This is a genomic window from Bifidobacterium ramosum (genome assembly GCF_009299505.1).
GTDB lineage: Bacteria > Actinomycetota > Actinomycetes > Actinomycetales > Bifidobacteriaceae > Bifidobacterium > Bifidobacterium ramosum.
This window is the reverse complement of the sequence record NZ_WBSM01000002.1, coordinates 201421-215221: the sequence shown is the minus strand read 5'-3', so window position 1 is coordinate 215221 and position 13801 is coordinate 201421. Positions and strand designations below refer to the sequence as shown.

Here is a 13801-nt window from a genome sequence, read left to right as displayed (position 1 = left end):
CAGTCTGCGTATAGGTGGTGTCCGTCGGCATTTCAAAACAGCGTGAGCATTCCAAAAAACCACGGATTATTTGCCCTTCTAGGATACTGGAAGGGCGCGATTGCGGGTTGTGTTCTGAGCGGAATCGTCCGGATGACGGATGGCCGGTGGACGTCCGGTTTTCCGACGAGCAGTCGGCCTCCCCGTTTTCCCCCGCCACGGCTAGACTGGTGCGCATTATGGCAGCATTTAGTTCTTTGACAGACCGTCTCTCGAATGCGTTCAAGCATTTGAAGAGCAAGGGCAAGCTTTCCGAGACCGATATCGACGGCACGATCCGCGAGATCCGTCGCGCACTGCTCGACGCCGATGTGGCGCTCGACGTGGTGCGTTCCTTCACCGCGCGCGTGCGTGAGCGCGCGCTGGGCACCGAAGTGTCCGAGGCGCTCAATCCGGCGCAGCAGGTGGTCAAGATCGTCAACGAGGAGTTGACCGCCATCCTCGGCGCTGGCGTGGATCGTCCGCTGAACTTCGCGAAGAACCCGCCGACGATCATCATGCTCGCCGGTCTGCAGGGCGCCGGCAAGACCACGCTCGCCGGCAAGCTCGGCTACTGGCTCAAGGACGCCGGCCACACGCCGCTCCTGGTCGCGGCCGATCTGCAGCGTCCGAACGCGGTGACGCAGCTGCAGGTGGTGGGCGAGCGCGCCGGCGTGCCGGTGTACGCGCCGGAGAAGGGCGTGCAGTCCGACGGTGGCGACGCGGTGTCGGCTCCGGGCCTGACCACCGGCGACCCGGTGAAGGTCGCGCGCGACTCGATCGAGTTCGCCAAGCAGAAGCTGTACGACACGGTGATCATCGATACCGCCGGCCGTCTCGGCGTGGACGAGGAGCTCATGAAGCAGGCGCGTGACATTCGCGACGCCGTGCAGCCGAACGAGATTCTGTTCGTGATCGACGCGATGATCGGTCAGGATGCGGTACAGACCGCGAAGGCGTTCGACGAGGGCGTGGATTTCACCGGCGTGGTGCTCTCCAAGCTCGACGGCGACGCGCGCGGTGGTGCGGCTTTGTCGGTCGCGAGCGTGACCGGCAAGCCGATCCTGTTCGCTTCGAACGGCGAGGGGCTCAAGGACTTCGAGGTCTTCCACCCGGATCGTATGGCCTCGCGCATCCTCGACATGGGCGATATCCTCACGCTCATCGAGCAGGCGCAGAAGCAGTTCGACGAGGAGAAGGCGCGCGAGGCCGCGGCCAAGATGGCCGAGGGCGAGTTCGGCCTGGACGATTTCCTCGAGCAGCTGCAGCAGGTGCGCAAGCTCGGTTCGATGAAGTCGCTGCTCGGCATGATCCCGGGCATGGCCGCGCATCGCAAGGAGCTGGAGCAGTTCGACGAGCGCGAGATCGACCGCACGGAGGCGATCATCCGTTCGATGACGCCGGCCGAACGCCGCAATCCGAAGATCATCGACGGTTCGCGCCGCGCGCGCATCGCGTACGGCTCGGGCACCACCGTCTCAGCCGTGAACGCCCTGCTGCAGCGGTTCGAGCAGGCCGCGAAGATGATGAAGCGCATGAGCAACAACGTCGGCGGCGGCATCCCCGGCTTCGGCGGCCCGGGCATGGGCGGCGGCAAGAAGAACGGCAAGAAGAACAAGAAGAAGGGTTCCAAGTCGGGCAACCCGATGAAGCGCGAGGCCGAGGAGAAGGCGTTGCGCGACAAGCTGTCCGGCAGGAAGCCGGGTGCGGGCGGCACGGCGGGCGGCGGCTCGGCGTTCGCCAAGAAGCCGCAGAATCCGGCGCTGCCGGCCGGCCTGCAGCAGGCGCTCGACGCAAACGGCGGCGAGTTGCCGCCGAACTTCGGCGCCGGACTGTCCGGTCTGCTGGGCTGATCGACCGGTCGGACGGTCGGCTGATCGTCCGATCGCGAGATGATACCGGGCTCCCCCCCCTCGAGGGGAGCCTTTGCATGTGTGGAGGTGGGCATAGTCATGTTTTGGTTCCTGTGGATCGTGGTGTTGCTGTGCGCCGTGTGGGTCGCGCTCGGCTCGTTGCCGGCCGGCGCGGATGCGCATATGCCGCTGCCGTATCTCATCGCGTTGATTCCGTTGCTGTGGGTGCCGTTGCTGGCGACGGCGGTCGCCGCGAACGTGATGCGCGAGTGGGGATTGCTATGCGGTGCGATCGCGGTCGGCCTGGCTTCGCAGATGCGCGAATCCGCGTACTGGGCCAAGGCCGCGAACGGTTTTTTCGGCGTACGTTCCGGCGCAACGGGTGACGCCGCCGCGCGATCACACGACACCATGCGTGAAACACGTCGTGAAACAGAAATCAACTCCCGTGAAACAGCCCGTGAAATCCTCGATCAGCAGCGCACGGCGACCGCGTCGCACGCGTCCTTCCGCGTCATGACGCTCAACTGCCGATACGGCCGCGCCGACGCGAAATCCATCGTCGGCGCCGTGCTCAGCCGCAACGTCACCGTCCTCGCTCTGCAGGAACTCACCATGGATCTCGTCGACGACCTCAACCGCAACGGCCTCGACGCCCTGCTCCCCTACCGTCAGCTCGGCGACGGCAAGGAAACCGACAACGGCGGCTTCAACGGCATCTGGATCCGCGTCGAACCGCAGTCGTCGCGCGCATCCGCCGTCGAGATCCCCGCCGCCGACGTACCGTCCATCACCATCCCCGTCGACTCGATGCGCGACATCACCTTCGCCTCCGCCCATCCCAAGTCGCCCATGCGCGGCAGCCGGGAATGGTCCGCCGGCATCCGCGGCCTCGGCGCACTCGCCACCGACGCCAAGCAGCGCGACCGCGACATCGCCGTCGTCCTCGGCGACCTCAACTCGGGACTCGACCACCCCAGCTTCCGCGCGCTGCTCAAGGCCGGCTTCACCGACGCGAACCTCGACGTCGCGCAGGGGCCGCGCCGCACGTTCCCGCGCTGGGTGCCATGGCCGCGCATCGTGCTCGACCACGTGCTCGCCACGGCCGGCGCGCGGTTCACCGACGTGGAGTCCTTCGAGATCGAGCGCACCGACCATCTCGCGCTCGCCGCGACGCTGGCGATCTGACGCAAGGCCGGTGCGCCGCACACCACGCGCCGCACACCACGTATCGGCCGGCACCTACGGCCCACGACACACGGCGCGTCAAATCCACCCCCCTGCGTTATAATAGCCCGGTTATTCGCGACGGACGGTGCCCTCTACTCCCGGCCGCCACGAGGAACACGTGGGCTCGGCGAGCTGTGCCCCACACTGCAAACCGAAACCACACCTCTAGTTACAAGGAGAGCCATTTTGGCAACCAAGATTCGTCTGAAGCGCATGGGCAAGAAGTTCTACGCCTTCTACCGCATTGTGATCACCGACTCCCGCAACAAGCGCGATGGCCAGTCCATCGAGGAGATCGGTACCTACAACCCGAACACCCAGCCTTCGACCATCCAGATCGACTCCGAGCGCGCTCAGTACTGGCTCGGCGTCGGCGCCCAGCCGACCGAAGCCGTCTTCAAGCTGCTGAACATCACCGGCGACTGGCAGAAGTTCAAGGGTCTCGACGGTGCCGAGGGCACCCTGAAGACCGTTGAGGCCGGCCCGGATGCCGCCGCTCGCGTCGAGGCCGTCGAGGCCGAGGCCCAGAAGCTGAAGGCCGCCAAGTCCGAGGCCGAGGCGAAGGCCAAGGCTGAGGCCGAAGCCGCCGCTGCCGCCGAGAACACCGAGGAAGCCCCGGCTGAGGAAGCGCAGGCTGAGTGATCATGCTCGCACAGGCTGTGGAACACCTCATCAAGAACATCGTTGATTTTCCCGACGATGTCTCGGTCAAGTCCCATGAGAATCCGCGCGGCGAACTGCTTCGCGTGCGCGTGAATCCGGAGGACATCGGCCGCGTGATCGGCCGCAACGGCCGCACGGCGAACGCGATCCGCACGGTGATTCAGGCGCTGTCCGATCACAAAGTGCGCGTCGACATCATGGACGTGCGCAGGTGAACCCCAACGTGGTGCGAGAATCATTCTCAGACGACCCTCAGCAGTTCGAACTGCTGAGGGTCTGTCGTATCGGCCGCGCTCAGGGGCTCAAGGGCGAAGTCACCGTCCAGAGTTTCACGGACGAACCGGAGTACCGGTTCGCTCCCGGTTCCGTGCTGTACACGCGCGACGGCTCTGCCGAGTACGTCGTGGAGCGTGCGCGCACGTTCAAGAACCGTTGGATTATCAAGTTCGAAGGCATCGACGACCGTGACGCGTCCGAGGCCGCGAACGGCATCGAATTGTACGGCGAGGCGGACGACCCGGACGACATGCTCGAGGAGGACGCCTGGTATCCGAAGGATCTGGTCGGCCTCGAAGTGCGGCTCGCCGAAGGCAACGGCCTCGGTCTGCCGGCCGGGCAGGTCGTCGGCAAAGTCGTGGACGTGCTCGACGGCTTCCAGTCGCTGCTCAAGGTGCGGCTCGCGAATCCGGTGCACGACGCAGCGACCGGCGAGGTCGTCGAAAGCTCGGCGCTGGTGCCGTTCGTGGACGAGCTCGTGCCCGACATCGATCTGGAGGAGCAGTATCTGACGATCGATCCTCCCGGCGGACTGATTCCCGGGCTGGAATCCTGACCGTACGCAGTCTCCGGCATGACTACTATCGTCTTCCATAACGGGAGGCGACGGTGAGACTGATATTCCATTATGTCCGGCGGCGTTGGGCCTTGGCGCTCACCGCCGCCGGATTTTTGCTGATCGAGACGATCGGCGACCTGCTGCAGCCGACACTGATGTCGATGATCGTCGATCAGGGCGTGGTGCGGCGTGACATCGGCACGGTGTGGCGTTGGGGCGCGGTGATGCTCACGGTCGCCGTGATCGGCGCGGGCGCGGCTGCAATGCGCAACGTCTTCGCGTCGCGTGCCTCGCAGCTCATCGGCCGCGATATCCGATCCGACACGTACCGCAAGGTGATGTCGCTCGGATTCGACACGGTTGATCGATTGCAGCCCGGCGCAATCATCACGCGCATCACCAACGACGTGGTGCAGATCCAGAACTTCGCGCAGGGCCTCATGCGTATCATGCTCAAGGCGCCGATCACCTGCGTGGGCGCAATCGCGTTGATCGTCGTGCAGATCCCCTCGCAGACGCCGACCGTGGCCGTGATCCTCATCGTCGCGGCGCTGCTGATCTGGGCGAATATGCATCTGAGCTTCCCCCGGTTCCTGGCCGTGCAGCGGGCGCTCGACCGGCTGGGCGTGGTCAGCCGCGAGTTCCTGCGGTCGATCCGCGTGGTCAAGGCGTTCGTGATGGAGCATGAGGAGCGCGCCCGGTTCGCCGGCGCCGCGAGGCAGTTCGCGGATGCGAACGTCGCCGCGACGCGCGTGAACGCAACGTTCGGACCGATGATCAACCTGAGCGTGAACGTCGGCATCGTGGCGATGCTGTGGCTGTCGCGCACGCAGGACGCAGCGCATATCGGCACGCTGATGGCCTCGATGAACTACATGACGCAGATACTGTTCGCGTTGAACCGCGTATCGATGATCATCAATTCAGCGACCCGCGCGAGCGCTTCGGCGTCGCGCATCCGAGAGATCTTCGACTGCCCCGACGAGTTCGCGCAGCCGTCGGCCATCAGTTCCGCTCCTGACCACGGTTCCGACTCCGGCTCCGCCCCCAAGTCAACTCATCATCCGGTCTCTGATCCGGATTTCGTCACTAACCAGTCCCCCGCATCGACGCATACGGCCCACCGATCGACGGCAACGGTACCAGACGACGAATCGTCAGGCTCCCCTGTCGTCGAGTTCCGCGACGTCACCTTCATGTACGCGCAATCCGCCGCACCAGCGCTGCACGACGTGTCGTTCGCCATGCCGCACGGCTCCACGCTCGGCATCATCGGCCCGACCGGTTCCGGCAAATCCACGCTCGTCTCGCTGATCGCGCGTCTTTACGATCCGCAGTCCGGCATGGTCGCCGTCGACGGTCTCGACCTGCGCGCATGGGACGTGGACGGACTGCGTGCGCGCATCGCGCTCGTCTCGCAGCAGCCGACCCTGTTCACCGGCACGATACGATCGAACCTGCGCTGGGGCGACCCGCAGGCGAGCGACGAGCAGCTGCGCCAGGCCGCGCGGCTGGCGTGCGCCGACGAGTTCATCGACCGGCTGCCGGACGGCTACGACGCGCGCGTCGGGCAGGGCGGCGTGAACCTGTCCGGCGGGCAGAAGCAGCGGCTCAACCTCGCCCGCGCGCTGGTGCGCGAACCGCAGCTGCTCATGCTGGACGACTGCACGAGCGCGTTGGACGCAGTCACCGAACATCAGGTGCTGGCGAATCTGCGTACGTTGTCTGTCTCTGGCTCGCCCGGCCGCGCCGATACGCACCATCAAACCAGCGTCGTCATCATCTCGCAGCGTATCGCCACCGTACGCACCGCCGACCGCATCGTCGTCATGGATAACGGCAGCGTCGCCGGCGTCGGCACGCACGACGAGCTGCTGCGCACGTGCGCACTGTATCAGGCCATCGCCGAGTCGCAGATCGGAGGTGACCGGTCATGAGCCGTACAGGCAACGCATCGCCATCCCCGACGCCCTCCCCATCCCCGACGTTCGACCGCCGCGCGACCGGCCCGCAGTTCGGCGGCGGCATGGCCCGCCGCGGCGCTCCGGTCGTCAAACCGCACGACATGCGCGGCACGCTGCGGCGTCTGCTCGACGTGACGCGCGGCCATCGGCGCGGTCTCGGCCGCGTGTTCGCCCTGTCCGGTCTGGGCGCCACCTCCGGCGTACTCTCGCCGCTGCTCATCGGCATGGTCATCGACCGCATCTCGGCCCACGCGTCGGTCGCGCTCACGCTCACGTTGCTGGCCGGACTGTACATGGCCGACTGGCTCATCGACTTCGGCAAGCAGTGGATGATGGCCGCGGTCGGCCAGCGGATCGTGCTGCATCTGCGGCTCGCGTTATTCGAGTCGATGGAACGGCTTCCCCTGCGGTTTTTCGACCGGCACCAGCATGGCGAGCTGATGAGCCGTCTGACGAACGACGTGGACAACATCAGCTCCACGATCTCCGATTCGCTCGCCCAACTCATGGTGTACGCATTCACGATCGTCGGCACGCTGGCGTGCATGCTGTGGCTGAGCCCACCACTGACCGCTGTATCGCTTGTGTCGGTGGCGCTCGTGCTGCTGCTCGCACGCACCGTGACGCGACGCACCCGTCCGCTGTTCGCACGTCAGCAACGCGTGCTCGGCGAACTCGACGGGCATGTCGAGGAGACGGTTTCCGGCATGGCGACCGTGAAGGCGTACGGTCAGGAGCAGGCGATGATCGCCGATTTCGAGCGGCTCAACGACCGACTGTGCGCCACGGCGACGCGCGCACAGACCTGGTCGGGATTCATGATGCCGCTGTCGAACGCGATCAACAATTTCGGGTTCCTGCTGGTCGCGGTCACCAGCGGCGTGATGGCGGTCCGCGGCATGATCGACATCGGCGTGGTGTCGAGTTTCCTGCTGTATGTGCGCCAGTTCTCGCGCCCGTTCGTGGACATCGCGAACATCTACAACACGTTCCAGACGGCGGTCGCCGGTGCGGAACGCATGTTCCAGATCATGGACGAGGAGCCGGAGCCGGCCGACGCGCCGGATGCGATAGACGCCGGCAGTCCGCGCGGCGACATCGTGTTCGATCACGTGTCGTTCGGCTATGATCCGGCGCATCCGGTGATCCACGACGTGACGCTGGCGATTCCGGCCGGCGCACGTGTCGCGTTCGTCGGGCAGACCGGCTCGGGCAAGACGACGATGGTGAGCCTGCTGACGCGCTGCTACGATCCGGATGCGGGGCGCGTGCTGCTTGACGGGCGCGACCTGCGCGGCTACCGGATGGCGAGTCTCAGGCATGCGTTCGGCAGCGTCCTGCAGGAGCCGTCGTTGTTCGAGGACACGGTGGCGGCGAACATCGCGTTCGGGCGTCCCGACGCGACGCGCGACCAGATTCGCGAGGCGGCGCGTGCGGCCGGCGCGGACGGGTTCATCGAACGGCTGGAGCACGGCTACGACACAGTGCTGACGGGCGGCGGCAGTGCGTTGAGCCAGGGTGAACGGCAGTTGCTGACGATCGCGCGGGCGCTGCTGACCGATGCGCCGATCGTGATCCTCGACGAGGCGACGAGCGCGGTCGACACGGTGACCGAACAGTCGATCCGCCGCGCGATGATCCGTATGACCGCAGGCCGCACCAGCATCGTGATCGCGCACCGGCTGTCCACGATCCGCGATTCCGATCTGATCGTGGTGTTCGAGCACGGCAGGATCGTCGAGCAGGGCACGCACGAATCGCTGATGACGGAAGGCGGCGTCTACGCGCGCATGGTGGCCGACCAGACGGCGGGGTGAGACGCGCGGGCGGCAGCCGTACCGCGGGCTGTGTCGCGTGGCGGAAAACGCTCGCTGACATGACTGTCAGCGAGCGTTTTCCGCCACGCGACACGGTTCCTCGCCAGCCCTCACGCTAGGCTGGGGATTCATGATGAAGATCGATATCGTCTCCGTGTTCCCGGAGTATTTTGACGTGCTGAACCTGTCGCTGTTCGGCAAGGCGCAGGCCAAGGGACTGGTCGAGGTGCGCGCGCATAACCTGCGCGACTGGACGCATGACGTGCATCATTCGGTGGACGACACACCGGTCGGCGGCGGCGCGGGCATGGTGATGAAACCCGCGGTGTGGGCGGAATGTCTGGACGATCTGCTGGGGCTCGCGCCGACGGTCGTCGACACGACCGACACGACGGATATGGCTGCCGCCGACGACACCGCGGACGATGCAGCACCGGCCGCGTCCGGTGCCATCGCCGACGACGACGGCACCGACATCAACGACGCGCCGGCCGATTCCGCCGATCGCCCCGTCCTCATCTTCCCGAATCCGTCCGCACCGCTGTTCACCCAGCACGACGCGACCGAACTGAGCCACGCCGGCCATCTGCTGTTCGGCTGCGGCCGGTACGAGGGCTATGACGCGCGCATCCCGCAGTATTACCGCGCGCAGGGCGTGGACGTACGCGAGTATTCGATCGGCGACTATGTGCTCAACGGCGGCGAGGTGGCCGTGTCGGTGATGCTGGAGGCGATCACGCGTCTGCTGCCCGGGTTCATGGGCAACGCCGACTCCATCGTCGAGGAATCCTACACGGGCGAGAACGCCTTGCTCGAGCACCGTCAGTACACGAAACCGGCGGAATGGCGCGGGCTCAAGGTGCCGGACATCCTGTTGTCCGGCGACCACGGCAAGGTCGACCGGTTCCGCCGCGACGAGGCGATCGCCCGCACGAACGAGATCCGACCGGATCTCATCGGACGGCTGGATTGCAAGGCGCTCGACAAGGCCGATCGCAAGACGCTGATGGCGCTCGGCTGGGAGGTGTCGGGCGTGCATCCGCGGCGTCGGTAAACAGAAACGTCACTCAGTGCGCGCAAACGCAACGTCGGCGCGCACTGAGTGACGTTTCTCATACCGTCATCATCACTGAGTGCGCGCAGGGATCGCCATTGCGCGCACTGAGTGATGAACAACGCGGTTTACAGACCGAAGACCTTGACGCGGGCATCGGCCGGCTGCTTGTCGACCGGGCCGGCCGGCTGGGCGACGGTGCCGAACGGCATCTGGGCCTGCAGCTTCCAGCTGGCCGGCAGGCCGAACTCGGCGGCGACGGCCTCGTCGATCAGCGGGTTGTAGTGCTGCAGGGACGCGCCGAGGCCCTGTTCGGCCAGCGCGGTCCACACGGCGAGCTGCAGCATGCCGGCGGCGTCGCGAGCGAAGCCCGGGAAGTTGGCGGCGTAGGCCGGGAAGTTCTTCTGCAGCTGCTTGGTCACGTCCTCGTCATCGAAGAACAGGACGGTGCCGTGGCCGGCGGCGAAGGAGTCGATCTTTGCTTCGGTGGACTTGAACGCCTCTTCGTCGTTCACGACCTTGCGCAGGGTCTCCTTGACGATGTCCCACAGCTTCTGGTTGGCGTCGCCGAACAGCACGACGGCGCGCTGCGGCTGAGAGTTGAAGGCGCTCGGCACGGCGACGGTGACGTCCTCGACCAGCTTGACGATGTCCTGATCGCTGATCGGCGACGCGTTGGTCAGCGCGTACTGCGAACGGCGGGCCTGCAGATCCTCGACAAAGTTCGACATGATGGTTCCTTTCGGCTTGCGATGTTCAGATCTACGATATATCTCGATTCGACATATATCTTCCGAATACCACGATACGAGATATCCAGCGGGCGTCACGTAGGTTTCGCTGAAAGTGAAATCAGTCGGTTCCCGGGATTCGCCCCGACAATCCCGGGAGTTGGAAACCGCACATTATGTAACAAACCTCACAACCCGGATCGGCCATATTCCGCGGAAATGATGCCCGAAACCGCACATCGTCAGTTCCCGGGATTATTCGCCGTCAATCGCGGGAACCGACGCCTCCAGGTAAAACACCGCCGTCTCCCCATAGTCGCGTCGCTCGCTGATCTCCCAGCCGCCCGGCATGGCCGGCTCCTCAGACCGTGCGGACCGCTCCAGTACGATCACCGTGCGTTCCCCCGCCATACCCGAGGCCACCAGATCGGCCAACAGCCGCTCGCACGCCTGAGTCTCGAACGCATACGGCGGGTCGATGAAGATCACGTCAAACGACCGGGCACCTGCACCGGCCGCCGGAGCCGCGAACCGCTCCGCCCTCACCTTGATTACCCGCGCGCTCATGTCCGGCCGCCACGCCCGCTGATGCTTGAGCGCAGTCAGCGTCTTCGCGATCAGCGAGGCGGCCGGCCCGTTCGCCTCGACGGCGACCAGTTCGCGCGCCCCGCGGCTCAGCGCCTCGATGCCGAGCGCGCCGGTGCCGGCGAACAGGTCGAGCACGCGGGCGTCGCCCAGCACGCCCCACGAGTCGAGATGCGAGAAGATCGCCTCCTTGGTGCGGTCGGTGGTGGGTCGGGTGCCGGCTTTCGGCGTGGTCAGCGCCACGCCCTTGAATCGTCCAGAAATCACGCGCATACGCCCTACTCTAGCGGCACCAACGAGACCTACCGGACAAGGCAACCGGCCCGACACCCCGTCACGACGACGTGAGGAACGTCTCGTTGCCGCGCGTGAAGTCGAGCACCGCGCCCGCGAGCTGCATCTCGCCGCTCAGATCGGGATCCTCGGCCAACAGCTTCCCCGCCCGTTCGCGCGCGTCGGCGATCATGTCCGCGTCCTTGACCACCCGCAGCAGTTTCAGGCTCGACTTGCCACCGGACTGCGCGTCGCCGAGCACATCGCCGGCGCCGCGGAACTCCAGATCGGCCTGCGCGATCTCGGCGCCGTCCAACGACCCCTGAATCACCTGCAGCCGTTGCTCGGCCGGCGAACCCGGCTCCGCGCGCGAAATCAGGAACGCCCACGAATTCGTGCCGCCACGGCCCACACGCCCGCGCAGCTGATGCAGCTGCGACAGGCCGTATCGGTCGGCGTCGAAGATCACGATGCAGCTGGCCTGCGGCACGTCCACGCCGACCTCGATCACCGTGGTGGCGACCAGCACCGGCGTCCTGCCGCTCGCGAAATCGGCCATCACCCGCGCCTTCGTCTCGTCGTCGTCGCGGCCGGTCAACGTCGCGAACTCGACGCCTGCGAACTGCGGCAGCGCGGACAGTCGTTCGGCGATCTCCGCCACCGAATGCAGCGGCGGACGTTGTGGCTCGTCGTCGTTCGTCTGCGCGCCGGACGACGCGGACGACGCGGCCACGCGAGCGTTTGCACCGGCCGACCGTACGTCGCCGCCGGCAACACGCCCCTCCCGTGCCAACGCATCGGACCGATCGTAGACGCCGAACTCGCCGACGCCGTCCGCCTCGTCTCCCGCACTGTCGGCGTCCGCATCGTCCGCATCGATGCGCGGGCAGACCACGTACGCCCGCTCCCCCACGTCGATGCGCTGCCGGACATGCGTGAACATGCGCGCCATCGTGCGTCCGTCCGCCTCGGGCACGATGAACGTGCGGATCGGCTTGCGGCCGCCCGGCAGTTCGGTGAGCCACGAGATGTCGAGGTCGCCGAACCAGGTCATCGCGGCCGTGCGCGGGATGGGCGTGGCGGTCATGACCAGCAGGTGCGGGGCCTTGTCGGCCTTGCCGCGCAGGGATTCGCGCTGTTCGACGCCGAACCGGTGCTGTTCGTCGATGACCGCGAGCGCGAGGTTCGGCGCCTGAAAGGTCTTGGAGAACGCGGCGTGCGTGGCGACGATGATGCACGGCCGGCCGCTGGCGGCAACGGCGAGTGCGCGGCGGCGGGCGGCGAGTTTCATGCCGCCGGTGAGCAGGATGACGGGAACGTCGTTGGCGCCTTCGTCGGCCGTCGGATCGTCGAACAGGCCGTCGGACACGGCATCACCGGCAACCCGACGGTCACCATCGCCCGTCGCACGCAGCCCGGCGACCATCTTGCCGATCGTCGCGACGTGCTGTTCGGCGAGCACCTGCGTGGGCGCGACGAGCACGGCCTGATGGCCGGAACCGACGGCCTGCAGCATGGCGGCGAGCGCAACGACGGTCTTGCCGGAGCCGACCTCGCCCTGCAGCAGCCGTTGCATTGGCGTGTCGCGGGTCATGTCGGCGGCGATGTCGTCGATCACCTCACGCTGGCCGTGCGTGAGATGGAACGGCAGGGAGGCGATGAATTCGTCGCGCAGCGCAACGTTCGGGCAGGGTTCGGCGGCCGAGTGATGCGCGTGTTGCCGCGCCTGCAGCAGCGCGGTCTGGCAGACGAACGCCTCCTCATAGCGCATGGTGTCGATGCCGCGCGCGAACTCGGCGGTGGAGGCGGGGTCGTGGATCGCGGCGAACGCCTCGGCGCGGTGCATGAGCCCTTTCGCCACGCGCACCGGTTCGGGCAGGATGTCAGGGATCGCGTCGGCGGGTGATGCCACGCCGTTGTCGTGGTCGACGAGCGCATGCAGGAAGCCGAGGATCGATTCGTGGATGTGTTCACTGGAGATGCGTGAAGTTGCGTGATATACCGGTCGCGGACGGCAGACGCGGCGCAGGCCGTCCTCGACCGTGTCTGCGTCGTATCGCAGCGACGACGAGTCCGGTACGAACACGTCGGCGTCGCTGCCGTCACCGTTGCCGGCGGATGGCGCGATCGTGACGATCTCGGGATGCGTGAACTGCAGCTGACCGCCGTATTCGGTCGGCGTGCCGGCAATGACCACGTGCGATCCTTCGCGCAGCCGCATGCTCACCCAGTCGACGTACTGTTTTTTGTACGAGAAGAACGTCAGTCGCGTCAGCGCGCCGGTCATGCCGCGCGTGCGGGCGAATGCCGAATCGTCGACCACCGCTTCGAGACGGTAGCCGCGCCGCGCGTTCATCGGCACGACGCGCAGGGACCGGACCACCGCGGCGAACGCCATCGCCTCGCCGATGCGTGCCTCGCGCAGCGCGCGCGACGGCACCGGATCGGTCACGCGAAACGGGTAATACGTCAGCGCGTCGCCCACCGATACGATGCCCAACGATTTGAGCGCGCCGACACGCCGTTTGTTCGTCATCAACGACGACACCGGGGTATCCAACGACATGCTCATAACGCTCCATTGTGTCGGGGCAAGCGGACTTTTCGTCTTATCGGGAGGGCTGCCTGTTCCTCCGGGCGGACTTTTCGTGCTGTTGAATCGCCGATCCCGTCAATTCTGCAGCCCCTCTCCCTCATTTCCGTTCCTCCTCCCTTCAACGGACATACAGTCGATTACGCGTCATCATCGGCTGTATGTCCGTCGGAAAGAGGGGCGGA

General features: G+C 66.2%; 11 protein-coding genes. 8 read left to right on the top strand and 3 right to left on the bottom strand.

Features of this window, described 5'->3' with window-relative positions:
- The first annotated feature begins 218 nt into the window (after window positions 1-218).
- From ffh to trmD, 8 genes are all read left to right on the top strand, one after another.
- On the top strand, window positions 219-1871 hold the full coding sequence (ffh, locus tag DSM100688_RS03705; RefSeq protein ID WP_152357812.1) for a signal recognition particle protein: 1653 nt from the start codon (window positions 219-221) through the stop codon (window positions 1869-1871).
- 99 nt (window positions 1872-1970) lie between these two features.
- Window positions 1971-3059: an endonuclease/exonuclease/phosphatase family protein gene (locus tag DSM100688_RS03700; RefSeq protein WP_152357811.1), complete on the top strand. Its 1089-nt coding sequence runs from the start codon at window positions 1971-1973 to the stop codon at window positions 3057-3059.
- Window positions 3060-3287: 228 nt separating this feature from the next.
- Window positions 3288-3743 carry a 30S ribosomal protein S16 gene (gene rpsP / locus DSM100688_RS03695; protein WP_152357810.1) on the top strand — a complete coding sequence of 152 codons (456 nt, stop codon included), beginning with the start codon at window positions 3288-3290 and terminating at the stop codon, window positions 3741-3743.
- Between the two features lie 2 nt (window positions 3744-3745).
- Window positions 3746-3979: an RNA-binding protein gene (locus tag DSM100688_RS03690; protein WP_094729693.1), complete on the top strand. Its 234-nt coding sequence runs from the start codon at window positions 3746-3748 to the stop codon at window positions 3977-3979.
- A gap of 8 nt (window positions 3980-3987) precedes the next feature.
- Complete coding sequence (gene rimM, locus DSM100688_RS03685; protein ID WP_152357809.1) at window positions 3988-4596, top strand: ribosome maturation factor RimM; 609 nt, start codon at window positions 3988-3990, stop codon at window positions 4594-4596.
- Window positions 4597-4649: 53 nt separating this feature from the next.
- A complete protein-coding gene (locus tag DSM100688_RS03680) occupies window positions 4650-6536 on the top strand; it encodes an ABC transporter ATP-binding protein (RefSeq protein ID WP_152357808.1) in 1887 nt (628 codons plus the stop codon).
- A gap of 89 nt (window positions 6537-6625) precedes the next feature.
- Window positions 6626-8380 (top strand): ABC transporter ATP-binding protein, encoded by a 1755-nt coding sequence (locus DSM100688_RS03675; RefSeq protein WP_152357914.1) that lies wholly within the window; start codon window positions 6626-6628, stop codon window positions 8378-8380.
- A 133-nt stretch (window positions 8381-8513) separates the two neighbouring features.
- Window positions 8514-9434 (top strand): tRNA (guanosine(37)-N1)-methyltransferase TrmD, encoded by a 921-nt coding sequence (trmD, locus tag DSM100688_RS03670; RefSeq protein WP_152357913.1) that lies wholly within the window; start codon window positions 8514-8516, stop codon window positions 9432-9434.
- Window positions 9435-9562: 128 nt separating this feature from the next.
- On the opposite strand, the gene DSM100688_RS03665 is transcribed toward trmD, so the two are convergent.
- The 3 genes from DSM100688_RS03665 to DSM100688_RS03655 all read right to left on the bottom strand — a co-directional run bounded on the left by DSM100688_RS03665 (window position 9563) and on the right by DSM100688_RS03655 (window position 13595).
- Window positions 9563-10165, bottom strand: a complete 603-nt coding sequence (locus DSM100688_RS03665) for a nitroreductase family protein (protein WP_152357807.1) — start codon at window positions 10163-10165, stop codon at window positions 9563-9565.
- A 255-nt stretch (window positions 10166-10420) separates the two neighbouring features.
- Window positions 10421-11023, bottom strand: a complete 603-nt coding sequence (gene rsmD, locus DSM100688_RS03660; RefSeq protein ID WP_152357806.1) for a 16S rRNA (guanine(966)-N(2))-methyltransferase RsmD — start codon at window positions 11021-11023, stop codon at window positions 10421-10423.
- 61 nt (window positions 11024-11084) lie between these two features.
- A complete protein-coding gene (locus tag DSM100688_RS03655; RefSeq protein ID WP_152357805.1) occupies window positions 11085-13595 on the bottom strand; it encodes an ATP-dependent DNA helicase RecG in 2511 nt (836 codons plus the stop codon).
- Between the last annotated feature and the right edge of the window lie 206 nt (window positions 13596-13801).

What these genes read in the sequence shown, in the direction of transcription:
- ffh (WP_152357812.1), top strand. Translation starts at nt 219, where the DNA reads ATGGCAGCATTTAGTTCTTTGACAGACCGTCTCTCGAATGCGTTCAAG.
- DSM100688_RS03700 (WP_152357811.1), top strand. Translation starts at nt 1,971, where the DNA reads ATGTTTTGGTTCCTGTGGATCGTGGTGTTGCTGTGCGCCGTGTGGGTC.
- DSM100688_RS03690 (WP_094729693.1), top strand. Translation starts at nt 3,746, where the DNA reads ATGCTCGCACAGGCTGTGGAACACCTCATCAAGAACATCGTTGATTTT.
- DSM100688_RS03675 (WP_152357914.1), top strand. Translation starts at nt 6,626, where the DNA reads ATGGCCCGCCGCGGCGCTCCGGTCGTCAAACCGCACGACATGCGCGGC.
- trmD (WP_152357913.1), top strand. Translation starts at nt 8,514, where the DNA reads ATGAAGATCGATATCGTCTCCGTGTTCCCGGAGTATTTTGACGTGCTG.
- DSM100688_RS03665 (WP_152357807.1), bottom strand. Translation starts at nt 10,165, where the DNA reads ATGTCGAACTTTGTCGAGGATCTGCAGGCCCGCCGTTCGCAGTACGCG.
- rsmD (WP_152357806.1), bottom strand. Translation starts at nt 11,023, where the DNA reads ATGCGCGTGATTTCTGGACGATTCAAGGGCGTGGCGCTGACCACGCCG.
- DSM100688_RS03655 (WP_152357805.1), bottom strand. Translation starts at nt 13,595, where the DNA reads ATGAGCATGTCGTTGGATACCCCGGTGTCGTCGTTGATGACGAACAAA.